This window comes from Novosphingobium chloroacetimidivorans (assembly GCF_014204535.1).
Lineage (GTDB): Bacteria > Pseudomonadota > Alphaproteobacteria > Sphingomonadales > Sphingomonadaceae > Novosphingobium > Novosphingobium chloroacetimidivorans.
Window position 1 is genome coordinate 363,398 of sequence record NZ_JACHLR010000001.1, and the last position, 24,033, is coordinate 387,430.

Sequence of the window (24,033 nt, forward strand, 5' to 3'; positions counted from 1 at the left end):
GCCGGATCACATGTTCGGGTAGTTGGGCCCGCCGCCGCCCTCGGGAGCGGTCCAGACGATGTTCTGGCCAGGATCCTTGATGTCGCAGGTCTTGCAGTGCACGCAGTTCTGCGAGTTGATCTGGAACTTCACACCTCCGGTCGCCTCGTTGGGCACGTACTCGTAGACGCCTGCCGGACAGTAGCGCGTCGAGGGCCCGCCATACACCGGCAGCTCGGTTTCGAGAGGGTAATCCGGGTCCTTCAGCACGAGGTGGACCGGCTGATCCTCTTCGTGATTGGTGAACGAGTACGACACGCTCGTCAGGCGATCGAAGGTCAGCACGCCATCGGGCTTGGGATAGGCGATCGGGCGGAACAAGTCGGCGCGCTTGGTCGCCGAGGCATCGGTGTGGTGCTTCATCACCGGGAACGCCGGCAGCTTGAGGTAGCGCAGCCACATGTCGATGTCGGCCAAGGCCGAGCCGAACAAATCGCCATGGAACTTGGCGGTGAGCGGCTCGGCATTCTGGACCTGTTTCAGCTCCTTGGCGATCCAGCTGTCGCGCAGCGCCGCGTCGTATTCGTCGAGGCTGTCCTGCTCACGCCCGGCCGCGACCGCGGCGGCGATCGCCTCCGCCGCCAGCATGCCGCTCTTCATCGCGGTGTGCGTGCCCTTGATGCGCGGCACGTTGACGAAGCCCGCCGAACAGCCTGCGAGCACGCCGCCCGGGAACGCCAACTTGGGCACCGACTGCCAGCCGCCCTCATTGATAGCACGCGCACCATAGGCCACGCGCTTGCCGCCTTCGAGCAGTTCACGGATCGCCGGATGCGTCTTCCAGCGCTGGAACTCCTCAAACGGATAGACGTAGGGGTTCTCGTAATCGAGCGCGGTCACCAGCCCCAGCGCGACCTGGTTGTTCGCCTGGTGATAGAGGAACGCGCCGCCCCAGGTATTGCTCTCGGACAGGGGCCAGCCCTGCGTATGGAGCACGCGGCCCGGCACGTGCTTGGCAGGATCGATGTCCCACAGTTCCTTGATGCCCAGGCCGTAGATCTGTGGCTCGCAATCGGCTTCGAGGTTGAACTGCGCCTTCAGCCGCTTGGTCAGGTGACCGCGCGCGCCTTCGCAGAACACGGTGTACTTGCCCAACAGCTCCATGCCCGGCTCGAAGTCCGACTTCTCGCTGCCGTCGCGCGCGATGCCCATCACGCCGGCGACCACGCCCGTGACCGCGCCATGCTCGTCGAACAGCACTTCCGAAGCGGAGAAGCCCGGGAAGATCTCGACCTCGAGCGCCTCGGCCTGCTCGGCCAGCCAGCGGCACAGGTTGCCGAGCGACCCGGTGTAGCAACCCTTGTTGGACATGAACGGCGGCATGAACGCGTGCGGGATCGGCAGCTTGCCGGTCTTTGTCAGGTACCAGTGCCAGTTATCCGTCACGGGCGTGTCGGCCAGGAAGCAGCCGTCCTCGCGCCAGGTCGGCAGCAGCTCGTCCAGCGCACGCGGATCGATCACCGCGCCCGAGAGGATGTGCGCGCCGATCTCCGAGCCTTTTTCCAGAACGCAGACGCTGAGCTCCGGATTGACCTGCTTCAAGTGGATCGCGGTCGACAGGCCGGCAGGGCCGCCGCCCACGATCACCACGTCGAAGGGCATCGATTCACGTGTCGTCATGGACTTTCCGGTTCCCAGAGCGCTTGTTCAATCGCGCGATTAACTGCTCAAACGCCTTGATTGGTGGAGTGCGGCAGGTCAAGACCCGAGGCATGGGGATCGGAACAAATCCGGATTACGCAGGCGCGATCGCCGCAACGCTCGATTGGTGGCGCGATGCGGGCGTGGACATGGCGTTCGAAGACGAGCCACGGTCATGGCTACCGCCTGCCGACGCGGATGCGCGCCACCCGCCCCAGATCGAATCACGCCGCAGGGAACCGCAGCCGCAGGCACCCGCTGCGCCCCCGCCGCTGCCTGACACGCTCGAGACGTTCCAGGCCTGGTGGATGACCGCGCCCGAGCTCGACGGTGGACGCTGCACCGGCCGGGTACCGCCACGGGGCGCGGCTTCACCCGAGCTGATGGTGATCGCCTGCGCGCCCGAGAGCGAGGACCGGGAACTCTTGCTGTCCGGACCCGAGGGTCGGCTGGTCGACGCGTTCATCGGTGCATGCGGCCTGGCAGAAGGTCAGGTCTATCGCGCCAGCACCCTGCCCTGCCATGCACCCGGCACCGACTGGTCCCCGCAGGCCAACCAGATCGTATCACACGCGCTGATCCAGCACGTTTCGCTTGTCAGGCCCAAGCGGCTGCTTGTGCTCGGCTTCGTCATCCTGCCGCTGCTGGGCCACGACTCACCTCAAGCCGCTGCCGTTTCACTCACTTTTAACCATGAGGGAGCGACGGTGCCTCTGCTGGCGGTGCGTAGAGTTCCAGCCGCGTCCTCTCAGGCGCGATGGAAGTCAGCGCTGTGGCAGGCATGGCTCGACTGGACGGCGTGACGATCGACGCCTGGCTGCTCGGGCACTGGATTGATTAGGGATCGGGGTGGAACCTTGAAGATTGCTGCCAGGACCGGGCTGCTCGCCCTCTTGAGCGCCGCTTCGCTCGCCGCAAGCCCGGCTTTCGCGAACAGCGCCGCGGTCGACTACTTTCGCACGCGGGCGGACCGCACGGCCGTCCCTTCGCTGCTCACCATCGACGAGCGCGACTATTATCGTAAGTTGTTCAACGCGATCGAGAGCAAGGATTGGACCACGGTCCAGAACCTGTTCGCGGAGAAGAGCGACGGGCCGTTGCATCAGCAGGCGCGCGCCGAATACTTCCTGGCTTCCGGCTCACCCAAGATCGAGCTGGCCGACCTCCAGGCCTGGCTGTCGCAAGGCACCAAACTCCCCGATGCCGACCAGATCAGCCGTCTGGCGATGAAGCGGGGCGCGGTCAGCCTTCCGCCGATGCCGACCGCACAGCGCTTCGCCGCCCTGCCCTCGCTGCCCAAGCGCGTCAGGCCAAGCGGCATCAACGACGGCACCATGCCGGGCACCATCTCTGCGGGGATCCTGGAGCGCATCAAGGCCGACGACCCGCTGGGTGCGCGCCTGCTGCTTGACGGCATCGACGCCGCGCTCAGCCCCTCGGCACGGGCCGAGTGGCGCCAGCGGGTGGCCTGGAGCTTCTACATCGAGAACCAAGACGCGCAGGCCTATCAGGTGGCGCAATTGGGCGCCCAGGGCCAAGGTCCTTGGGTCGGCGAAGCGTGGTGGACGGCCGGGCTCGCCGCGTGGCGCCTGGGTGACTGCGACGGTGCGGCCGACGCGTTCAGGAACACCGCCGCACGCTCGGAGAACCCGGAGCTGACGTCCGCCGCGTACTATTGGCAAAGCCGCTCGCTGGTACGCTGTCGCAAGCCGGAGCAAGCCGCCGCGATCCTGCGCAAGGCCGCGGCGCGGGACGAGACGCTCTATGGCATGCTCGCCGCAGAACAGCTCGGCCTGCGCCTGCCTCAACAGCATTCCGCGCCGGACTTCACCCAGAACGACTGGCAGAACCTGCGCAACGAAGGCAACATCCGCGTGGCGGTGGCCCTGACCGAGATCGGCAAGGACAGCCTGGCCGATGAGGTCCTGCGTCACCAGGCCCGCATCGGCTCGCCGTCCGAGTTCGAGCCGCTGACCCGCCTCGCCCGCGATCTCGGCCTGCCCAAGACGCAGCTGTGGATGGCCTACAATGCGCCTTATGGCGGCAAGCCGGCGCCTGCGACGCGCTTTCCCACGCCCAAGTGGGATCCAGTGGGCGGATGGCAGGTCGACCCGGCGCTGGTCTACGCGCATGTGCTGCAGGAATCGGTGTTCCAGGCCAGCGCGGTCAGCCCGGCCGGCGCGCGCGGGCTGATGCAGATCGTGCCTGCCGCGGCGCAGGATCATAGCGGCGCGCTGGGCTACAGCGGATCGCCAAGCGACCTGAACAAGCCCGAGGTGAACCTCGCCTTCGGACAGCGCCACTTGCAGATGCTGAAGAATTCCGCCGCGACGCAGGGCCTGCTGCCCAAGGTCATGGCCGCCTACAACGCCGGCCTCGTACCCACCGGCCGGTGGAACAGCGAAGTGCGCGACCAGGGCGACCCGCTGCTGTGGATGGAGTCACTGCCCTATTGGGAGACGCGTGGCTACGTGAACATCGTCATGCGCAACTACTGGATGTACGAGCGGCAGGCCGGCGGTGCATCCGAAAGCCGCGAGGCGCTGGCACAAGGCATGTGGCCTACCTTCCCCGGGCTCGGCAGCGCCAGGGGCGTGCGCATGGCCAGCAATGGAAGCGTGCTGCGTGGCCGTTGATCCGGAACGCACGTTCAAGCCGATCCAGATCGCGCTCCTGACCGTCTCCGACACCCGCGGTCCGGAAAACGACACCTCGGGCGACATCCTTGCCGCGCGGATCACCGGCGCCGGCCACACGCTTTCGGCGCGCACCATCGTGCGCGATGACGTGCCCACCCTGGTGACCCAGCTCGAGGCATGGATCGACGACCGGAACGTCGACGCGGTGATCATTACCGGCGGCACCGGCCTTACCGGCCGGGACGTGACGCCCGAAGCGCTCGACCAGGTCAAGGAAAAGGACATCCCTGGCTTCGGCGAGCTGTTCCGCTGGCTCAGCTACAAGACCATCGGCACGTCGACCGTGCAGTCCCGCGCATGCGCCGTCCTTTCGCGCGGCACCTACATCTTCGCCCTGCCGGGATCGAACGGCGCGGTGAAGGATGGCTGGGACGGCATCCTGGCCGAGCAACTCGACAGCCGCAATCGCCCCTGCAACTTCGTCGAACTGATGCCGCGCCTGCGTGAAGTCTAGGCGAACAGCGGCAGCCGCATTGCGTCGCCGTCGCTAAGCTCGATCCGGAACACCCGGCGCAAGGTTGCCGCATAGTCCGCTGCATCTTCGATGGTCCGCCGCTCGACAGTACCGCCCCGATGCAGCGTCAGTTCGCGGTCGGTCATCGAAGCGAAGCCGTCCGGCAGCGGGATGCTGGCGACATGCAGACTGGTGAAGCGGGTGCCGGCGCGCGTCGAGGTCCAGTGATTGGCTTGCTCGAGATCGTCGGGCGCCACCTCGGACAAGTCGAACGTGTACTGTGCCTGCCATGGCGCGTCCAAGCCCGGGCAAGCAGCCGCGCATCGCTCCAGCCGCCACTCGCCGGTTAGCGAACCGCATGGCCCCAGATGGACCAGCCGGTGCCGCGATCCGTCGGGCAACGCCTGCTCCGCACTGTCCGCGAGTGGCAGGGGCGGCAGGTTGCTCCCACCGAAGCCGGCATCGGCAAGCCACGGCTCGCCTTCGATCGTAGCGAGCAGGCAGACGTGCGTGCGGGGCGGCACGACGTCAGGCGGAACCATCAACCGCACCCGCGCGAGCAAGGGCCGATTGGCGACGCCCAGCACGGCCAGCACGTCGGCGAAGAGGCGGTTATGCTCGAAGCAGTACCCGCCTCGGCATCGCCCGACCAGCTTGTCGAACACGCTGCCGCTGTCGATCGCAATGCGGCGACCAAGCATGACATCGAGGTTTTCGAATCCGATCGCCAGCCGGTGCGCACCTTGCAACTGCGCTACACCCTGGGCCGTCGCCGGAGGCGTGTGGTCGAGGCCGATGCGGGTGAGATAGCGGCACAGGTCCATGAGCTGTGATGTATCGCGCGCCGACCCGTCAGAACAGCCTTGATTATATGTTCATGGTATGTTCTAGTTGAGCCATGCCGCCGCCAGCGCCGATTACAGGCCGAGGAGCCCAGTCTTCCGACACGTCCAGTCGGTTCAACCTGGCGTCCAGACTTGCCGACGACGACTGGCGCGATGTGCATGAACTTGTCGATGGGCCTGTGGACAAGCTGCGGACAACCGTCACGCACGAATTTCCGAAGGCAATCCTGAACTTCAACACCTCGCCGGACGTGCCGTTCGATCGATCGATCAACGCCTATCGCGGCTGCGAACACGGGTGCATCTACTGTTTCGCGCGTCCGACCCATGCGTTTCACGACCTGTCGCCAGGGCTCGACTTCGAGACGAAGCTGTTCGCCAAGCCGGATGCGGCACGCCTGTTGCGCCAGACGCTCGCCAAGCCGAGCTACCGGGCCGCGCCGATTGCCATGGGCACCAATACCGATCCCTACCAGCCGATCGAGGCACGGTACCGGATCACCCGGGCGGTGCTGGAGGTCTGCCTGGAAACACGTCACCCCGTGACGATCACCACCAAGTCCGACCGCGTGCTTCATGATCTCGACGTGATTGCAGAGCTTGCGCGGCTCCGCCTGGTCGAGGTCGGCATCTCGGTGACGAGCCTCGATGCGCGTCTCTCAGGTCTGCTGGAGCCGCGCGCGGCCTCTCCTGCCAAGCGCATCGCGGCGCTGGCACGCCTGGCCGACGCCGGAGTGCCCTGCCACGTGTCCGTCGCTCCGGTCATCCCTTCGATCACGGACCATCATATCGAGGGCATCCTGAAAGAAGCGGCGGCCGCAGGGGTGCAAGCCGCGACCTGGATCATCGTCAGGCTTCCGCATGAGGTCGCGCCGCTGTTTCGCGAATGGCTGGAGACGCACTTTCCAGATCGTGCCGGCAAAGTCATGGCGACGATCCGTTCGATCCGCGGCGGACGGGACAACGATCCGCGCTTTGGCAAGCGCATGAAGCCCGAGGGCGTCTGGGCCGACTTGTTCCGCAGCCGCTTTGCCATCGCCATGCGTCGCCATGGCCTCTCGCGCCCTACCCTCCAGCTGGACTGCTCGCTCTTCCGCAAGCCTTCCGCCGATGGCCAGCTCTCGCTGCTGTGACCTTTCGCAACCGATCGGATGTCGGCGCGTTTCTGCGCTCGATATGCATCAAGAGGAGGACTGAATGGTCGAGGAACGCATTACCACGGTCGAAGGCGGCGCCGGACCGACGACGCACACGACGGTCATCCACGATGGCGAGCCGCGTCGGGGCGGCGGCAGCACCGCATTGCTGGCGATCGTCCTGCTCATCGCCGTGATCGCCGGCATCTACTTCTTCAGCCAGTCGAGCTCCAGCGAAGCGGCAAAGGACAATGCCGTCGCCGAAGCCGCCAGCAGCGTTGGCGATGCCGCAAGCAAGGTCGGCGCTGCAGCCGAGGAAGCTGCGGACAGCGTAACCCAGAAGTAAGGTGACGGGGGCCTCGTGCCCCCGTTTACCCCTTCGACGATTGTCGGACGTGCATTGGGCAGCCCGACCAGGAAGCAACGACAGCCCAGCAAGAGCGCTGATGGCGCTCGCCGGCTGCGCGGTCCTCAGGCGAGCATCTGCTCGTCCTGTCGCAAGGCACGCACAATGCGCGCCTGCTCCATCAGCGCAGCTTTCCGATAGTCATGCCGTGCTGCTTGGCCGCATCCTTGGTCGATTCCTCGGTGCGGTTGAGCGCCTTGGCGATCTCCTTCAACCCCTTGCCCTTGTCCGCCAGGGTGCGAAGCTTCTGCAGCTCCTCCGGCTTCCAGGGCTGCTTGTGCTTGGCGGTCTTGTCGCTCATTCGGCCGCCTCCGCAGCCTTTGCCTTCTTGGCAGGTGCCTTCTTGCCGGGTACCTTTTCGACAGCCGGCTTTTTAGCTGGAGTTTTCTTAGCGGCCGCCTTCTTGGGCGCTGCCTTCTTCTTGCCCTTGGGCGGACCCTTGGCGGCCTTCTCGTCGATGAGGACAACGGCAGCCTCGGCCGTCAGCTCCTCCGGCTTGGCGTCGCGCGGCAGCGTGGCATTGGTGGTGCCGTCGGTAACGTAGGGACCGTAGCGCCCCGCCAACACCTTCATCTCGCCGCCCGATGTCGGATGGGGGCCGAGCACCTTGATCGGCTCGGCCGCGGTCCGGGCACCACGCCCACCCTTGTTGGCAGCAGCTTCCGCCAGCAGGGACACCGCGGCGTTCATCCCGGTTTCGAACACCTCAGCGGTTGAACGCAGCCGCGCGTACTTGCCCGCATGGACCAGATAAGGACCATAGCGCCCGATGCTGGCCTTGATCTCCTCGCCGGTTTCAGGATGCGTGCCGACCGTACGCGGCAGGCTGAGAAGCTTGATGCCCCAGTCGAGCGTCAACTCGTCGATGTCCTTGGGGATCGACGCGCGCTTTGCCTCCTTGCCCTCGCCCAGCTGGATATACGGCCCGAACCGCCCGGCACGGCGGACGATGTCGAGCCCGCTCTCCGGATCCCGGCCCAGGCTTTCGTCCTCGGCTTCCTCACCGTTGCTGCCCGGCTGCGCGAACTTGCGGGTGTATTTACATTCCGGATAGTTCGAGCAGGCGACAAAGGCACCGAACTTGCCGCCGCGCAGCGCCAGTCGGCCCTGCTGGCACTTGGGGCACAGGCGCGGATCGGATCCGTCGTCCTTGGGCGGGAACAGATAGTCGCCCAGGAACTCGTCGAGGCCTTCCATGACCTCCGACGGCTTACGCTCCATCACTTCGTCGGACTTGGGCTTGAAGTCACGCCAGAACGCGGCGAGCACATCCTTCCACTCGGCCCGGCCGCCCGAGACGTCGTCGAGCTCGTCCTCCATGCCGGCGGTGAACTGATAGGCGACATAGCGCTCGAAGAACCGCTCGAGAAACGACGTGAGAAGCCGCCCGCTTTCTTCTGCGAAGAAACGGTTTTTTTCCGTCCGCACATAGTTGCGGTCCTTCAGCACCTGCAGCGTCGCGGCGTAGGTCGAAGGCCGCCCGATGCCCAGCTCCTCCAGCCGCTTCACCAGGCTCGCCTCCGAATAACGGGGCGGCGGCTGGGTGAAGTGCTGCTCGGCGGTGACGTCCTTCTTGGCCGGCATGTCGCCCGACTTCATCGCCGGGAGCAGGCCGCTGTCCTCGTCCTCCTCGCTCTTCTGGTCGCGTCCTTCCTCGTAGACGGCGAGGAAGCCGGCGAACTTCACGACCTGACCGGTCGCGCGAAGCTCGTTGCGTCCGGTGCCATCGCGCAAGGTGACGGTGGTGCGTTCCAGCTGCGCCGAGGCCATCTGGCTCGCCATCGCGCGCTTGAACACGAGATCGTAGAGCCGCGCCTCGTCGCCGGCACCGAAGCGGTCGCGCGTGAACTCGGTCGGACGGATCGCCTCGTGCGCTTCCTGTGCGTTCTTGGCCTTGGTTTCGTAATGGCGCGGCTTTTCGGGCAGGTAGTGCCCGGAGAACTTGTCGGTGATCGCCGCGCGCGCCTCGGAGATGGCCGAGGGATCCATCTGCACGCCGTCGGTCCGCATGTAGGTGATCGCGCCCGCCTCGTAGAGCGTCTGCGCCACGCGCATGGTGTGGCTGGCCGAGAAGCCCAGCTTGCGCGCGGCCTCTTGCTGCAAGGTCGAGGTGGTGAAAGGCGGCTGCGGGTTGCGGCGGTGGGGCTTGGTCTCGACACCCTCGACCTTGAACGCGCCGCTCTCCACGGCGGCCTTGGCGCGCATGGCGGTGCCTTCGTCGCCCAGACTCAGGCGGTCGAGCTTCTGGCCGTCGAAGGTGACCAGCTTGGCCGTGAAATCGGTGCCGTCATGCGCCATCAGCGCCGCAACGGACCAGTATTCCTGTGGCCGGAACGCCTCGATCTCACGCTCGCGATCGACGATCAGGCGCAGCGCCACGGATTGCACGCGGCCAGCCGACTTCGCGCCAGGCAGCTTGCGCCACAGCACCGGCGACAGGGTGAAGCCGAACAGGTAGTCGAGCGCGCGGCGGGCCAGGTAGGCGTCGATCAGATCCTGGTCGAGCTCACGCGGCTGCGTCATCGCCTTGGTCACCGTGTCCTTGGTGATGGCGTTGAAGGTGACCCGCTGCACATCCTTCGGCAGCGCCTTACGCTTGGCGAGCAACTCCTTGACATGCCATGATATCGCCTCGCCCTCGCGATCGGGGTCGGTGGCCAGGATCAGGCGGTCGGCCTGCTTGGCGAGGTCGGTGATGGCCTTCACCTGCTTGGCCTTGTCGCCATAGAGCTCCCAATCCATGGCGAAGCTCTCGTCCGGTCGCACCGAGCCGTCCTTGGGCGGCAGGTCGCGGACGTGCCCATAAGAGGCGAGGACGCGATAGTCCTTGCCCAGGTACTTCTCGATGGTCTTGGCCTTGGCCGGCGATTCTACGATGACGAGTTGCATTGCAGTTCCAATTAAGCGCGCCTACGCGTGCGCGCATACATACACATACAAGTTGGGAGCGATCCGAGCGCGCCGTCAAGTGGCCAGCGAGACACGCGCGCCGGCATGGCGGACCAGGCGACCGGCCAGCTCCAGTTCCAGCAGGGCGAGCTGGACCGCTGCCGTGCTCTCGCCCGTCTGGCGGACGAGCTCGTCGACGCCGATAGGGGCGAGCGTGAGCAGCCCGGCGACATTCGCGGGCTCGGCCGCGGCCTCGACCCAGGACGAGGACGCAGCGCAGTCGCGCAAGTGCGAGCGAGCCGCGCCATCGAAGCCGGAGACCAGCTCCACCACGTCCTCCGGCCGCTGTACCAGGACAGCGCCGTCGCGAATGAGCTGGTTGCAACCGTGCGAGCGCGAATCGAGCGGAGAACCCGGGATCGCCATGACCTCGCGCCCGAACTCACCGGCGAGACGCGCGGTGATGAGCGAGCCGGACTTGGGTGCCGCTTCGACGACAAGGGTGCCGGCAGCCAGCGCTGCGATGATGCGGTTGCGGGTGGGGAAGTGACGGGCGAGCGGCTCGGTCCGTGGCGGTTGCTCGGCCAGCAGCACGCCTTCGTTGGCGACCCGCTCCTGCAAGTCGGCATGTTCGGGAGGGTAGGTGATGTCGATCCCGCTGGCGATCACCCCGACGGTCCGGCCCTCGCCTCCTGCCAGTGCGCCGGAGTGCGCCGCGCCGTCGATCCCGCGCGCCAGGCCCGAGACAATGGTGAAGCCGGCTTCGGCCAATGCATGCGAGAAGTCGCGCGCCAGCTTCACTGCGGCGCCCGAGGCGTTGCGCGCGCCGACGACAGCGATGCAGGGAGCGTGCAGGTGAGCCGGGTCACCGCGCATCGTCAGGATCGGCGGAGCACCCTCGGCCTCGGCAAGCAACGCGGGATAGTCAGGCGAATCGTGGAACAGGTAACGCGCACCCGCCTTGCGAACGGCGGCAACTTCGCCGGCGACACGCGCCTCCGGGACGGGCGCGTAGGGTTTACCCGATCGGCCGACCATGTCCGGAAGCGCTTCGAGCGCCTTTTCAGCCGTGCCGAAGCGGGCGAGCAGCTGCCAATAGCTGATCGGACCGATGTTGGGCGACCGCAGCAGCCGGATACGCGCGAGCGCCTCTTCCTGCGTCAACGCGGCGCCCCGGCTCACGGCTTGGATGCGCCCACCCGCGGCTCGGTCCCATTGCGCAGACGCACGATGTTGGCGCGATGCATCCAGACCACGAGGACCGCCAGCACCACCAGCGCCGGTACGTAGTCCGGATAGCCGAACATCAGCGCCGCGACGGGTGCCCCGACTGCGGCCGTCATCCCGCCCAGTGACGAAATCCGCGCCAGCGCCAGCACGCCCAGCCACAGCACGGCATACGTCAGCCCGATCGGCCAGGCGAGACCGAAGCATACACCCGCAAGCGTCGCTACGCCCTTGCCGCCACGGAAGCGCAGCCAGATCGGGAAGCAATGGCCCACCACCGCGCCGACCGCCGCGTATGCCTCGCTCCCCGGCCAGATGGCGCGGGCGATCAGCACCGCGGCAAGCCCTTTCGCGAGGTCGAGCAGCAGCGTCGCCGCCGCCAGGCCCTTGCGCCCGGTGCGCAGGACATTGGTGGCGCCGATGTTGCCCGACCCTATCGACCGCAAGTCGCCCGCCCCGGTCAGCCGCGTCAACAACAGCCCGAACGGCACGGACCCGAGCAGATAGCCCAGCAGGCCAGCGATCACGGCAGCAAGAATCTCGTTCATCGCCGCGTCTTAACCGCTCCCCCGGCGATTGGCGACGGCCTGTTGCCCCGGTGGCCACGTGCTCGCTAACAGATGCAGCGAATCCCGCGCGAAAGGACCTCCATTTTGGACCGTACACAAGACCCGGCGGCTCCGGTCCTGCTGTTCGACTCGGGCGTTGGCGGACTGACGGTGCTTGCCGAGTTGCGCCGTCTCCTGCCGCAGGCTCCGGTCGTCTACGTCGCGGACACCGCCGGCCTGCCTTATGGTACGAAGACGGAGGCGCAGATCGCCGCGCGCGTCGCTGGTCTGCTGGGTCGACTGACCGAGCGGCTCAAGCCGCGCCTCGTCTGCATCGCCTGCAACACCGCTTCCACCATCGCGCTGGGCATGGTGCGCGAGGTCCTCGAAGTGCCGATCGTCGGCACCGTACCCGCCATCAAGCCGGCAGCGGCCCTGACCCGTAGCGGCGTGATCGGCTTGCTGGGCACCCAGGCGACCATCCGCCAGAGCTATGTCGACCGGCTCGAGCATGAGTTCGCCGCCGGCAAGCGCCTACTCCGCCACGGCGCCCCGGACCTTGTCGAAGCAGCCGAGGCCAAGCTGCGGGGAGAGACGCCCGATCCCCAGGCGATCGCATTCGCCGCGGGCGCCTTGCGGAGCATGCCCGGCGGTCCCGACATCGACACGGTGGTGCTCGCCTGCACCCACTTCCCCCTGCTGGAAGACGAACTGGCCGTCGCCTTCGGCACCGGCGTCAATTTCGTCCACGGTGCTGCGGGAATCGCCCGCCAGATCGCGCGCGTGCTCGAAGGTCAGGAATTCGTTCGCAAACATCCCGACTACGCGCTAACCACAAGGCAGGGCGCATCCTGGGCCGCGTATGCACGAGCACTCGCGGGCTACGGGATTGAGGGGGTCGGGGCCGTTTGACGCGCAAGCTTAATGTCGTCCTTCTCACCCTCCTGGTGCTCATCGCGGTGCCGTTCACCTGGCTCCTGCTGAACGCATCGACGCGTGGTATCGAGATCAAGCCGGTCACGATCGCGCAGTTGCGCAACCTGGCCGCCTCAGTGCCGGGACAAGCGCCCACCCAGGTCCGCTACGAGGTCGTCGGCCATCGCCGGGTGACGAGCGACCTGCTTGCAGCCGGGTCGGGCTTGCGCCCGCTGCCGTTCGTCATCCGCGCCTACGAACTGGTCGGCCCTGACGGAACGCTCGTCACCATCGACCGCGGTTTGAGCGCCGATCTGGCCGAGCAGCGCGGCATCGCGGACTTCGATCCGGTGGCGCACGCCGCCGTATCGCGCGCGCTGGCCGCAGCGCCCGTCCACCTGACGCTCGCCACCGATATGCATCACACCGGCATGCACGAAGCACCACCTGCCTTGGGAACCGGCCGGCCGGGGCGCTACAAGCTTGCCAACGCTCCATACGCGGTCGTACCCGGCGTGGTCGTCATTCCGACGAGCAGCATCGTTCCCGGCCAGCGCATGGTCTACGTGCGCCTTGTTGACGGTCGCGAAGTCCTGTTCACCGGCGATGTCGCCCCGATCAACATTTCGTGGGAAGACGAACGGCCGCCCGCGCGCATCGTCACCGGTTTGTTCGTCGATCACGATCGCGAGGAGATCGGCGCCTGGCTGCGTACGATCGGCGCGCTGCGCAGCGCGGCCCCAAGGCTGCACATCGTGACCGGCCACGATCAACACCTCCCGCGCATGCTCGTCCAAGGCTTTATCGAGCGACCCGTTCAGCGCCATCGTCGCAGCCGATAAGCGACTGGCAATGCAGGTGACAATGCGGTAAGGCGCCGCCGTTGCCCCCGGCCTGAGTGTCGCTGGCTTCCAGTGCGATAGTGCGGCAACCCGCGGAGCGGATCGATTTCGTGAACTACGACCAAATTTTCGACCAGGCGATCGAGCGGCTCCACTCCGAAGGACGCTATCGGGTCTTCATCGACATCCTGCGCAACAAGGGTGCCTTCCCGAACGCGCGCTGCTTCGCAGGGCACAACGGCCCCAAGCCGATCACCGTGTGGTGCTCGAACGACTATCTCGCGATGGGCCAGCATCCGAAGGTCGTCGCCGCGATGGAAGAGGCGCTGCATGACGTCGGCGCAGGGTCTGGCGGCACGCGCAACATCGGCGGCAACACGCACTACCATATCGAGCTTGAGCGCGAGCTGGCGGACCTTCACGGCAAGGAAGCCGCGCTGCTGTTCACCAGCGGCTACGTCTCCAACGATGCGACGCTGTCCACGCTCGCCAAGCTGCTGCCGGGTTGCGTGATCTTCTCCGACGCTCTGAACCACGCCAGCATGATCGCGGGCATCCGCAACTCCGGTTGCGAGAAGAAGGTCTGGCGCCACAACGATGTCGAGCACCTCGAAGCGCTGCTTGCCGAAACCGACCCGAGCGTTCCCAAGCTGATCGCGTTCGAAAGCGTCTACTCGATGGACGGCGACGTCGCCCCGATCCACGCGATCTGCGACCTGGCCGACAAGTACAACGCCATCACCTACATCGACGAAGTCCACGCCGTCGGCATGTACGGCAAGCGCGGCGGCGGCATCTCCGAGCGTGACGAGGCGGCAGACCGCATCCACATCATCGAAGGTACGCTGGGCAAGGCGTTCGGCGTCATGGGCGGCTACATCGCCGCCGACCAGCGCATCATCGACTGCGTGCGCTCCTATGCGCCCGGCTTCATCTTCACCACCTCGCTCTCGCCGGTGCTGGTCGCGGGGGTGCTCGCCTCGGTCAAGCACCTCAAGGCGTCGAGCGAGGAGCGCGAGGGTCAGCAGCGGGCCGCCGCTTCGCTCAAGGCGATGTTCCGCGATGCCGGACTCCCGGTGATGGATTCGGTCACGCACATCGTGCCGCTGATGGTCGGCGACCCGGTCAAGGCCAAGAAGATCAGCGATATCCTGCTCGCCGAGTACGGCGCCTATGTGCAGCCGATCAACTTCCCCACGGTTCCGCGCGGCACCGAGCGTCTGCGCTTCACGCCGGGCCCCGCGCACACCGAAGCGATGATGCGCGAATTGACGCAGGCGCTGGTGGAGATCTGGGATCGCCTGGAGATGCGCCAGGCGGCGTAAGTCGTCTAGCGCTTGCGCACGAGCATGGTTTCGGCCGAGCGGCGCTGCGCGACTGCATAGCCCGCCACGACGGGCACTTCGCGCGTAGGCACGCCCGATACCCAGATCGCGTCGAAATCGTCGGTGCGCATCGCAAGCAACGTCTCCTTCAGAGCCGTCATGTCGATGCGACCCTCCGGACACGAGCGCTGCACCCGCTGCGAATCGCTGCTCCAGCGTTCCTGCAAGTGCGGATCGCGGATGGTGACCAGTCGGGCGTTGTCGACCATGAACAGCGTGTTGGCGAACGCCTGGCGGCGAACGACCGCATAGCTGGCAAGCTTCTCGTCCGGCGTGAGCGCCCAGCCGTCACAATCGGGCCGAACGTAGATGTAGCCCAGGCGCCCGCCCCGCGGCACCGCATCGAGCATGGTCAGCCGCTGCGCAAGCTCCGGACTGCGCTCGGCCCAGATCCACGTCACGCTGCCAAGCCTCGCTGCGAAGAGCGCAAGCCCGGCCAGGCAGAGCAACCGCTCGCGGCCGGGATCGCGCGCCGGAGCAATCGCCAGGACGAACATCAGGATTGCAATCGGCGCGGTGCGTAGATCGGTGCCCCAGGAGTTGAGCAGATACTCGGGCGCCGCCAGCGCTCCTGCAGCCAGGAGCAAGCCGGAGATCGCGAGGCGCGGCTCGACCTGCCGCCGGCCGGCCCAGCGCAGCGCCATGAAGGCGGCCAGCGCCACCAGGGCAAGCACGGCAAAGTCGAGCTTCATCCAGGTGCCACGCAGCGCGCCTGCGAAGACGGCTACCTTGGTGCGCAGGACATCCTCGTAGACCCACGAGAAGTCCGAGCCCTTCGAATGCGCGCGCCACAGCAGCAGCGGAACGACCGGGATCAGCAGCGGAAGGTTGCGTCGCACGGCGGGCCAGACGTCGCGCACCGAGCGCAGCGCAACGAGTTCGTTCCCGGCGGCGAGCAGCAGCAGCGTCGCCCAACTCGCCATGTGCGCGGTCCAGACCACCAGGGCGGCAAGGGCCAGGCCGATGCGCGTCCGCGGTGTGTCAGGCTTGCGCGCGTAGAGCCACGCCGCCGTCAACAGCGCGAGGGCAATGCCCAGGCAGTAATTCAGGAAGCCATACATCCACGCCTGGTTGAGCACGAGCGGCAGGGCCAGGAACGCACTGGCCGAGATGCGCCCATGCGCCGCCCGTGACAGGGCAAAGACACCGGCGATCGTCAGCGGAGCGATCAGCGCGGTGACGAGGCGGGTCGCCAATTCCGCACCCAGCCAGCCGCTCAGCAGCGTGACGGGGATGTCCTCGCCCAGGTTGGCGATCCATTGCCATTGCACGGCGAAGTACCGCGACAACGGACCGGCCGACGAGGACGTCGCCAGAATATAGTGACGTGCGAGATGTGCAGGCGCGTCGGCGAAACCGGCGATCGGCACGAAGAGCACCGGTACCAACGCCAGCAGCGCCGCAAATGCGGCAAGCCAGCCGAGCGGAAGCGCTCGATCTGAGCTAAGTCGCGGCACGCGCGAGCCTTTCCTCGCCAAGAGCTCGCCGGGGGTCTATGCTCCGTGCCGGGCCACCAACGAGAGGACTGGACATGCGCTTCGTGCGGATCGGCGCCTGCATCATCGCGGTGCTGGCGATTGCCCTTGGCCTGCTCTGGCTGGGACAAGGAACGGGAGTGATCGCCTGGCCGGCGGACAGCTTCATGCTGGCCGACCGTACCTGGGCACGCAACGGCTTGTTGCTGGCAACGGCTGGCGGCATCGTGCTCTGGCTCGCCAACCCGCGAGCGCGGTAAAGGCGGGTCACTGCGGGTCCGCGGCTCCATCGGCGGGCACTTCCAGAATGAAGCGTGCGCCCTGCCCCGGCTCGCTCTCCACCCGCAGGTCGCCGCCCATGGCGCGCGCCAGCCGGCGTGAGATGTAGAGGCCGAGCCCCGATCCACCATCGCCACTGCGGCCCAGCCGCTCGAACTTTTCGAACACGATCGCCTGGTCGGCTTCGGCGAGCCCCGGGCCTTCGTCCGAGACGATCACGCACGCCTGTCCGCCATGACGCTCCAACCGCACCTCGACGCGCGAACCTTCGGGCGAATAGCGGATCGCATTGCCGATCAGATTGATGAGGACCTGGAGCACGCGGCGGAACTCGGCCACGGCGCGCAAGGCCGCGACGGGTGCGGCGACGGAGATGCCCTTCTCGCGCGCCCGCACGCCCAGGATGCCGGCGGCCTGGCGCGCCACTTCGCCCAGATCGATGTGGTCGGGCGCGGTGGCAAAGCCGGCCGACTCCACGACCTCGAGATCTCCGAGATCCTCCACCAGCCCCAGCAGCAGCCGGCCGGCGTTGGCGATCTCAGCGGCATAGTTGGCGTAGGCATCGGGCAGCGGTCCGGCGAGCCGGCTGCGGATCGTCTCGGCATTGGCGACGATGCGCGCGATCGGCTGGCGCAGAACGGGCGCGAGATCATGACCGACGAGACCCTGGCTGCCGGGCACCAGCGAGATCTCGCCTTCAGGCTCCTCGGCTGGCGGCGGCTCATCCGAAACCAGCAGCAATTCGAAACCGACCGGATCGTGACCCGGCTTGGCTTGAGGCAGCAGCACGATGCGCCAGTCCCGCTTTGAGCCTGAGACCCGCACCGGCGCACCATCGAGCAGGCGCCAGTGCAGCGCACGCGCGCCGTGGCTTTCGGGCGCGAGGAAGTCGGTGAACGGACGCCCTAGGCCGGCGCTCATGGCCCTTGCCAGTTCCTGCAGATCGGGGCTGTCGCTGGTGACGAAGAGGATGCGCTGTTCGGCGTCGAGGCGGGCCGAAAGCTCACTCACCTCCCGATCAAGCGCGGCGCGCCGGTCGATCGCGAGGCGGGTGTCGTCGGGCGCGATCGGCGCGGACTGCCAGCTACGCAACACGATGTCGCAGCCGTCTTCGTCCTCACCGCGCGGATCGACTTCGACCCAGGCCGTGATGGCTTCCCCGCCATCCTGCGCGCTGATCGAGCGAGCGAGGCGCAAGCGATAGAGACGCGCCTTGCGGACCAGTTCGAGCAGTTCGGGCACAGCGATCAGGCCGGGCAGATCGCCACCGCAGTTGCGCTGAAGCCCGGCCAGCGGCTCCTCGGCATGGACCAATCGGTCCGCGCCGTCGCTGGCGGCCCGCGCCAGGATCGGTTCCTGCACAGCCACGCTCAATGCTCGTCCCCGCCGAGAAGCGCGGCCGCCTGTTCGCAGCTCACACGGGCAAGACCGTCGGGCGCGGCCATGTTCGGGTGGAGGCGAAACAGCTGCTGCTCCGTGGCGGCAGCGCCGAGACCTGCCGCTCGCAGCGACAAGGCGAGGCGCGTGGCCTGGCCCTCGTGCAGGCAGAGCGACAAGGCATCGCGCGGCTGCTTCGAGCCATAGGCCAATGCCGTGAGGAACAGGCCGAGTCCGGCGTGGTCGAGATCGAGCAAGGCGACGGCAGCGCTGCCCAGGCTCGTCACCAGCCTTGCCGCAAGGCCCAGCCGGCTCGCGCCCTCGTCATACCCTGCCCGGATCCGCGCTTCGCCTGGAGCGCCATCGGGCGTGACGGTGCGCGCGGCGAGCAGCGCGATCTGCAGCAGTTCGCCAGGCAGTTCCGCGATCGGAAGTTGCATCCGGCGCTGCGCCTGGCACCAGCGCGCCTGTGCGGCGAGGACCTTCATCCCCGCCTCCTTCGTCCCGGCGTCGGGCGAGGCGAGCAGAGCCTGCAGCAGAGGCGGCACCACCGGATCGATCGCGGCGCTCTCTTCCAAGCGCTCGGTCAACTGCCATTCCACTGCCAGTGCATGGAGATGCGCGAGCACCGCCGGATCGTCGAGCAGCGTCCGCGCCAGCGCCTCACCGCGCCCCGCCGAGCTGCCGCCGAGCAGTTGCTCGGCCAGGTGCGCCGCCATGCCGCGCACGCGCGCGAGGATTTCGTCCCCGAAGATCGCCGCATGGTCGCTGCCGAGCAGATGACGCAGGATCGGCTGCACCGTGCCGGCCAGCGCATCGCCTCGCGCCAGCTTCGCGCGCAGGTTCTCCTCGACGGACTCCCCATTCTCGATGCGCACGGCTGTCTCGAACATGCCCTTTTGCATAAGGCCGGCTGGTTAAGGCCGGGTTAGTTGATCCGTCTTGGCGGCAGCACGATGGCTGCCAGCGTCAGCGCCACCGCAAGGATGCGCACCGTCACGTCCAAGTAGCCCAGCGCCGCGGCCACGCCCAGCACCAAGGCCAGCGCCGCCCGATCGCAAGTCCAGGCGGCGAGGCCGTCGTTGAGCAGGCGTGGAGCCAGGTGCAGCATCAATACCAGCATCAGCGGCGCGAACAGCGCATTTCCGATCGGGATCGGCGCCATTCCACTCGTCTCGGTCACACCCAGCAGGCACACCGCGATGAGCGTCAGGTCGGTCACCCAGCCGAGCACGTCGGCGCGCGGGATCGCCGGAGCCATGACGCTATAGGCCTGCCGCTCGGCGCCGCGCAGCAACTCGGTCGCACGCACCAGCACCCAGCCAAGCGCCACCAGCACGAAGGCGGGCACGATCAAGTGCAGGCACCCCAGCGCGATCGCGACGACCAGCGCGGCAAGGGCCCCGACGCTCGATGCGCCGCTGGCATTGCCGCCGTGCAGCAGCGAAGAGCCGAACGAGAGCACGCCGACTCGGGCCAGACGGTCCGAAAGGGTCACGGCACTGCTTCGACCCAGGCGCAGCCGCAGCCACTCGGTCTCGGTCGCCAGCGCTTCGCTCTCGCTGCGGATCATGCGCCAGGCAGGGCCAGTCCGCGCCTCTGCCGGAACCGGGCGCATCTGCGCGCCGGACTGCAGCGCGATCCGGGTCAGCGCGGAGGTAGCGTCGACATCGTGCGGCAAGTCGTGCAGCCGCTCCACCAGCGAGCCGGGGATGCGCATGATGCCGGCGGCCACGTTGTTGATGTCGAGCCGCTCGAACCTGTCCGACACGGCTCCGTCGTCCGGCAGCGCCAACACAACAGGGCGGGTGCCTTCGAGAAGCGATCCGACCTGGGCCGGATCTGCGAACAGGCCTTCCGTCACTACGATCAGTTCGTCGGTCGCGGTCACCAGGGCAGAGAGCTGCTGCGGCCCGGCAACGATATGGAAGCGCAAGCCTGCGCCCTCCGCCGCGTGCTGCAATGCGATGAGCTCAGGCGAAGTACCGCGAGCCAGGCATATCAATCGCTGGCAATCGAGCGCGAGCGCCAGCCCCAGCTGGTGCTGGGCCAGGCTCGCCCCGGCAATGCGCAGGAACGCGCGCGGGAACGGCTGGCCGGATCCCGCGGGTTCGAGCATGGAAAGCAAGGCGATGCGCAGCGTGCTCCCCTTTCGCGCGCCGACGCCCGGCGGCGTCACGAAGCGGCAATCCTAGGCGCTAGCAGACGAGGTGCCAAGCGGGGCTGTGGAAATCGAGCCCGGCGCCGATCGCTCGATCGTGCCTCAGTCCGCCGTGACCTCGCCCACATAGGCCTTGAGCCGTCGTACGATCGTCGGCTCGCCTGGCGCCGCTATGAGCGCTTGCTCAGCCAGGTCCAGCAATTGCTTGGCATGGAAGCTCGCCGCCAGCCCCTTCAGCCGCATCGCCGAAAGCGTCCAGTTGCCGTCACAGCGCGAGCGTTCGAGCAGATCGACCTGCCGCGCGACACTCTCGGCATAAGCCGCACGCAGCTCCGCGAAAAGCGCCGCATCGCCGCCCGCGGCAGCCTGGAGAGTGGCCTCGAGGGCGCCTGCTTCGTAAGCCATCCACAAGCGCTAGGCGCCAATCGGTTAAACCGGGGTTTAACGCACGCCGTCTGTCGTGATAATTTACGACCATGGCAGGGGAAACACGCATCATCGCGTTCGGCGCGAACGGGGCCGAGCAAACCGGCGGCGAAGCTGGGATGCCGGTGCTGGAGAGCAGCTCCGAGTCCGTCGGCGACTCGCCAGAATCATCCGAGGATGTATCGGATTGGGACAGCGAGGAGCCTGCTTCGGCGCCGGCCTGGAAAAGCTATGCCGCTCCGGCCGCAGCGCTCTTTGTGGTGCTAGCGTGGTCAGCGTTCTTCGCTTGGTCGCAATGGGGCACCTTGCCTGCGACGCCAGCCGCGCAAGTGCCCGCGCTTGTCGTGCAATGGGCTGTGCCGGTGCTGCTGGTCGCGGTAATCTGGCTCCTGGTGATGCGCAGCAGCCGGCGCGAGGCGCTTCGCTTCGGCGACGCTGCGGCTCTGCTGTCGCGCGAGAGTGCGCAGCTTGAGCTGCGCCTGAGCACCGTCAACGGCGAGCTCAGCCTGGCGCGCGAATTCGTCGCCGCTCAATCGCGCGACCTCGAGTCGCTGGGCCGGCTCGCGGTCGAGCGGCTGACCCAGAATGCCGACCGCCTGCAAGACCTGATCCGCGAGAACGGCGGCCGGCTCGACACCATTCAGTCGGTCAGCAAGTCGGCGCTCGAAAACATGGACCGTCTGCGCGGTCAGCTGCCGGTGATCGCCAGCTCCGCAAAGGACGTCACCAACCACATCGGCAACGCAGGCCGCACCGCGCACGTCCAGTTGGAAGACCTGATCAGCGGCCTCGGCAGGCTGAACGAGTTCGGTGCCGCCTGCACCGACCAGGTGCGCGCCGTGCGCGAGGCGATGGACGCCGCGGCGGCCAACTTCACCGGCGTCTGCGAGGACCTCGATCGCCTCGCCGCGGCACGCTTCGAGGCTTTGGCCGAGCGCGGCAGCGAGTTCCGCACGCGCATGGAAGCCGACGAGGTGGAAATGCTTGCCGCCATCCGCACGCGCGCATCCGCCTTGGAACAGGAAGTCGAAGGCGTCCGCGGCGCGCTCGACGTGCACGAGGCCGAAAGCCTGACCTCATTGCGTGCGCGCCTGACCGCGTTACGCGACGAGAGCGGCGTGGTCGGACGCGCTCTGCAGGAGAGCGAGGCCCGCGCTGCCGACGCGTGGACGGCCCGCCTGTCGGCCCTGGAAGAACGCCGCGCTGAGCTCGATGCGCGGATCGGCGAAACCGAGCGCGTGGGCATGGATTCCTTGCGCGAGCGTATCGACAAGTTGGCGCGCGCCAGCGAGGAACTGCGCGTGCGCCTCTCCGCCGACGATCAGGCGGTGCTTTCCGCCCTGGAGGAGCGGGTCGATCGCTTGCGGGCGCGGGCCGGAGAGCTGCAATCGCAGATCTCGGCCGGCGAGCAGGCCGCCCTCACCCGCATCCAGTCGCAGCTCGCAGCACTGGACGGTGCGGTGGCCGAGCGCCTGGCCGAGCACGAGCGCCACTCCGACGCGCTCGCCTGGCGCAGTGAAGCGCTGGTCGGCTCGCTCAGCGATCACGGCGAACGCATGGCCGCGGTGGCGCAGAGCGGCGCCGAGGTCGAGGCCGCGCTCTCGCGAAGCCTCACGTCCCTTGGCGACCGTCTCACCGCCTCGCGCACGACTCTCGCCGCCACCGAGGGCGAAGTCGAGCGCCTGACCGACGCGAGCGTGCGCCTGCTGGAGCTCATCCAGGCAAGCGCCAAGCATAGCTCCGGTGTGTTGCCGGAAGCGCTGGCGGTGGCCGACGATCGCCTCTCGCGCCTGGGCGACAAGGTCTTGCACCTGATCGACGACATCGAGACGGGCTCTCGCCGTAGCACCGAACTGCATGCCGCGATCGATGGCCTGCGCGATGCGCTTGCGGCGGTGCAGGCCGACCTCGTTGCCGGGCAGTCCGCCATCTCGGAGCGCAACGAGACGCACTACGCCGAGATCGGCGCGCTGCGCGCCAGCCTGGGCGACGTCGAGAGCGCGGGCGAGCGGATCGGCACCCGCACGCGCGAGGAACTCGCCGGTGCCATCGAGCACCTCGCCGCCAGCGTACGCGCAGTGCTCGCCTCGCTGGAAGACGAAGGCGCCACCCGCGTGCGCGACCTGGCCGAGCGCCTCGGCGACGAGAGCGCCAAGGCGATCGACCGGGTCATGCGCCCCCGCGCCGCGGAAGCGGCCGGCGCGCTGGAGCAGGCCGTCGCGCATGCTTCGGGTGCCGGGCGCGAAGCCGCGGTGCAGATGCGCGAACAGCTCGCCTCGGTCGAGGAAGCCGTGGCCAGCCTCGAAACCCGCGTCGCCCTCGCGCGCGAACAGGCACAGGATCAGGTCGACAACGATTTCAGCCGCCGCGCGGCCTTGATCGCGGACTCGCTCAAGTCGAACGCCATCGACATCGCCTCTGCCTTGTCCGCCGACGTGGCCGATACGGCCTGGGCCGCTTATCTCAAAGGCGACCGGGGGATCTTCACTCGTCGTGCCGTATCCCTGCTCGACTCCGGCGAGTCCCGCGCGATCCAACAGCTGTTCGAGCGTGACGATGCCTTTCGCGAGCACGTCAGCCGCTACATCCACGACTTCGAATCGCTGCTGCGTCAGGTGCTTCCCACCCGCGAAGGCCACGCGCTCGGCGTCACGCTGCTCTCGTCGGATATGGGCAAGCTCTACGTGGCGCTGGCTCAAGGCATCGAGAGGCTGCGGAATTAGGATCGAGCTTCGGCGGTAAGCTTTTCCCCTCCGTGAAAGGAGCGAGGGCACGAAGGCTTGGCCCGGTACGCGCCTAGCCGAAGTTGGAGAGAGGCCGGTGTGCGCTCAGCGCCGAAGCCCCTCTCCCAACTACGCTAACCGCTTCGCGGTAAGCTGCGCTACCTCTCCCCGCTCGGGGAGAGGAGATAATCGCCTGGAACGCGTTGCCTCGGATCCAGACGCTCCGTTAAACGTCAGCCGCAAGCACGCCTCGCGGCCAGACCTCAATACCCCATGCTCTTCACCGGCGGGGGACCGTAGAAGTTGAGGTCCTCGACTTCGATCCACCCATAAACGTAGTTCAAGTAGAACCCGAACATCATCACCAAGGACAGGATCGTCGCCCGCAGAGCGATCCGGCCCGGACGGAAGTTCACCGGCGCACTGTCTGCGTGGCCCGTCTCTACTCGATGATCCGCGACCTCGTTTGGAGTGCGCAATCCGAACGGCATGACGAGGAACGCTGCGAGCACCCAGAGCAGCGCATAGATCGCAAGAACGGAGGTCCACTTCACGAGGGCAGGCTC

22 protein-coding genes are annotated in these 24,033 nt (G+C 67.3%); 10 read left to right on the top strand and 12 right to left on the bottom strand.

Going from position 1 to position 24,033, the window contains the following annotated elements; genetic code table 11:
• Nucleotides 1-6: 6 nt before the first annotated feature.
• On the bottom strand, nucleotides 7-1,659 hold the full coding sequence (locus tag HNO88_RS01835; RefSeq protein ID WP_184242161.1) for an electron transfer flavoprotein-ubiquinone oxidoreductase: 1,653 nt from the start codon (nucleotides 1,657-1,659) through the stop codon (nucleotides 7-9).
• 92 nt (nucleotides 1,660-1,751) lie between these two features.
• On the opposite strand from HNO88_RS01835, the gene HNO88_RS01840 reads away from it, so the two are divergent.
• From HNO88_RS01840 to moaB, 3 genes are read left to right on the top strand one after another with little or no spacing between them, the layout of a single operon-like run.
• A complete protein-coding gene (locus HNO88_RS01840) occupies nucleotides 1,752-2,483 on the top strand; it encodes a uracil-DNA glycosylase family protein (RefSeq protein ID WP_184242163.1) in 732 nt (243 codons plus the stop codon).
• Nucleotides 2,484-2,537: 54 nt separating this feature from the next.
• Nucleotides 2,538-4,316: a lytic transglycosylase domain-containing protein gene (locus HNO88_RS01845; protein WP_184242165.1), complete on the top strand. Its 1,779-nt coding sequence runs from the start codon at nucleotides 2,538-2,540 to the stop codon at nucleotides 4,314-4,316.
• The gene (gene moaB / locus HNO88_RS01850) at nucleotides 4,306-4,833 is read left to right on the top strand and encodes a molybdenum cofactor biosynthesis protein B (RefSeq protein ID WP_184242167.1); all 528 of its coding nucleotides are present in this window, start codon (nucleotides 4,306-4,308) and stop codon (nucleotides 4,831-4,833) included. Before HNO88_RS01845 ends, moaB begins: the two co-directional genes overlap by 11 nt.
• Here moaB and HNO88_RS01855 read toward each other — a convergent pair.
• Complete coding sequence (locus HNO88_RS01855) at nucleotides 4,830-5,657, bottom strand: arylamine N-acetyltransferase family protein (RefSeq protein ID WP_184242169.1); 828 nt, start codon at nucleotides 5,655-5,657, stop codon at nucleotides 4,830-4,832. The two genes, moaB and HNO88_RS01855, sit on opposite strands and share 4 nt — an antisense overlap.
• 74 nt (nucleotides 5,658-5,731) lie before the next feature.
• Here HNO88_RS01855 and HNO88_RS01860 point away from each other — a divergent pair, with 74 nt between their 5' ends.
• Entirely contained in the window at nucleotides 5,732-6,811 is a 1,080-nt protein-coding gene (locus tag HNO88_RS01860; protein WP_184242171.1) for a PA0069 family radical SAM protein, read from the top strand.
• Between the two features lie 64 nt (nucleotides 6,812-6,875).
• Nucleotides 6,876-7,160 carry a hypothetical protein gene (locus HNO88_RS01865; RefSeq protein WP_184242173.1) on the top strand — a complete coding sequence of 95 codons (285 nt, stop codon included), beginning with the start codon at nucleotides 6,876-6,878 and terminating at the stop codon, nucleotides 7,158-7,160.
• A 181-nt stretch (nucleotides 7,161-7,341) separates the two neighbouring features.
• On the opposite strand, the gene HNO88_RS01870 is transcribed toward HNO88_RS01865, so the two are convergent.
• The 4 genes from HNO88_RS01870 to plsY all read right to left on the bottom strand — a co-directional run bounded on the left by HNO88_RS01870 (nucleotide 7,342) and on the right by plsY (nucleotide 11,884).
• Nucleotides 7,342-7,521 (bottom strand): hypothetical protein, encoded by a 180-nt coding sequence (locus HNO88_RS01870; protein WP_184242175.1) that lies wholly within the window; start codon nucleotides 7,519-7,521, stop codon nucleotides 7,342-7,344.
• Entirely contained in the window at nucleotides 7,518-10,109 is a 2,592-nt protein-coding gene (gene topA, locus HNO88_RS01875) for a type I DNA topoisomerase (RefSeq protein WP_184242177.1), read from the bottom strand. The genes HNO88_RS01870 and topA overlap by 4 nt, the downstream gene beginning before the upstream one ends.
• Before the next feature lie 75 nt (nucleotides 10,110-10,184).
• On the bottom strand, nucleotides 10,185-11,291 hold the full coding sequence (dprA, locus tag HNO88_RS01880) for a DNA-processing protein DprA (protein ID WP_184242179.1): 1,107 nt from the start codon (nucleotides 11,289-11,291) through the stop codon (nucleotides 10,185-10,187).
• Nucleotides 11,288-11,884 (bottom strand): glycerol-3-phosphate 1-O-acyltransferase PlsY, encoded by a 597-nt coding sequence (gene plsY / locus HNO88_RS01885; protein ID WP_184242181.1) that lies wholly within the window; start codon nucleotides 11,882-11,884, stop codon nucleotides 11,288-11,290. Before plsY ends, dprA begins: the two co-directional genes overlap by 4 nt.
• 105 nt (nucleotides 11,885-11,989) lie before the next feature.
• Here plsY and murI point away from each other — a divergent pair, with 105 nt between their 5' ends.
• From murI to hemA, 3 genes are all read left to right on the top strand, one after another.
• A complete protein-coding gene (gene murI / locus HNO88_RS01890; protein WP_246381091.1) occupies nucleotides 11,990-12,796 on the top strand; it encodes a glutamate racemase in 807 nt (268 codons plus the stop codon).
• A complete protein-coding gene (locus HNO88_RS01895; RefSeq protein ID WP_184242185.1) occupies nucleotides 12,793-13,641 on the top strand; it encodes an MBL fold metallo-hydrolase in 849 nt (282 codons plus the stop codon). The genes murI and HNO88_RS01895 overlap by 4 nt, the downstream gene beginning before the upstream one ends.
• Nucleotides 13,642-13,751: 110 nt before the next feature.
• Entirely contained in the window at nucleotides 13,752-14,966 is a 1,215-nt protein-coding gene (gene hemA / locus HNO88_RS01900) for a 5-aminolevulinate synthase (protein ID WP_184242187.1), read from the top strand.
• Nucleotides 14,967-14,971: 5 nt separating this feature from the next.
• Here hemA and HNO88_RS01905 read toward each other — a convergent pair whose 3' ends face one another.
• Complete coding sequence (locus HNO88_RS01905; protein WP_312856972.1) at nucleotides 14,972-16,483, bottom strand: hypothetical protein; 1,512 nt, start codon at nucleotides 16,481-16,483, stop codon at nucleotides 14,972-14,974.
• A gap of 74 nt (nucleotides 16,484-16,557) precedes the next feature.
• Here HNO88_RS01905 and HNO88_RS01910 point away from each other — a divergent pair, with 74 nt between their 5' ends.
• On the top strand, nucleotides 16,558-16,761 hold the full coding sequence (locus tag HNO88_RS01910) for a hypothetical protein (RefSeq protein WP_184242189.1): 204 nt from the start codon (nucleotides 16,558-16,560) through the stop codon (nucleotides 16,759-16,761).
• A gap of 7 nt (nucleotides 16,762-16,768) precedes the next feature.
• Here HNO88_RS01910 and HNO88_RS01915 read toward each other — a convergent pair whose 3' ends face one another.
• The 4 genes from HNO88_RS01915 to HNO88_RS01930 form a co-directional block, all read right to left on the bottom strand.
• Nucleotides 16,769-18,148, bottom strand: a complete 1,380-nt coding sequence (locus HNO88_RS01915; RefSeq protein ID WP_184242191.1) for a sensor histidine kinase — start codon at nucleotides 18,146-18,148, stop codon at nucleotides 16,769-16,771.
• A gap of 2 nt (nucleotides 18,149-18,150) precedes the next feature.
• A complete protein-coding gene (locus HNO88_RS01920; RefSeq protein WP_184242193.1) occupies nucleotides 18,151-19,050 on the bottom strand; it encodes a hypothetical protein in 900 nt (299 codons plus the stop codon).
• A gap of 35 nt (nucleotides 19,051-19,085) precedes the next feature.
• On the bottom strand, nucleotides 19,086-20,336 hold the full coding sequence (locus tag HNO88_RS01925; protein WP_312856973.1) for a hypothetical protein: 1,251 nt from the start codon (nucleotides 20,334-20,336) through the stop codon (nucleotides 19,086-19,088).
• 84 nt (nucleotides 20,337-20,420) lie between these two features.
• The gene (locus HNO88_RS01930) at nucleotides 20,421-20,723 is read right to left on the bottom strand and encodes an Hpt domain-containing protein (RefSeq protein ID WP_184242195.1); all 303 of its coding nucleotides are present in this window, start codon (nucleotides 20,721-20,723) and stop codon (nucleotides 20,421-20,423) included.
• Nucleotides 20,724-20,794: 71 nt separating this feature from the next.
• On the opposite strand from HNO88_RS01930, the gene HNO88_RS01935 reads away from it, so the two are divergent.
• Nucleotides 20,795-23,467, top strand: a complete 2,673-nt coding sequence (locus tag HNO88_RS01935; RefSeq protein WP_184242197.1) for a coiled-coil domain-containing protein — start codon at nucleotides 20,795-20,797, stop codon at nucleotides 23,465-23,467.
• A gap of 263 nt (nucleotides 23,468-23,730) precedes the next feature.
• Here HNO88_RS01935 and HNO88_RS01940 read toward each other — a convergent pair whose 3' ends face one another.
• Complete coding sequence (locus tag HNO88_RS01940; RefSeq protein ID WP_184242199.1) at nucleotides 23,731-24,021, bottom strand: DUF1467 family protein; 291 nt, start codon at nucleotides 24,019-24,021, stop codon at nucleotides 23,731-23,733.
• Between the last annotated feature and the right edge of the window lie 12 nt (nucleotides 24,022-24,033).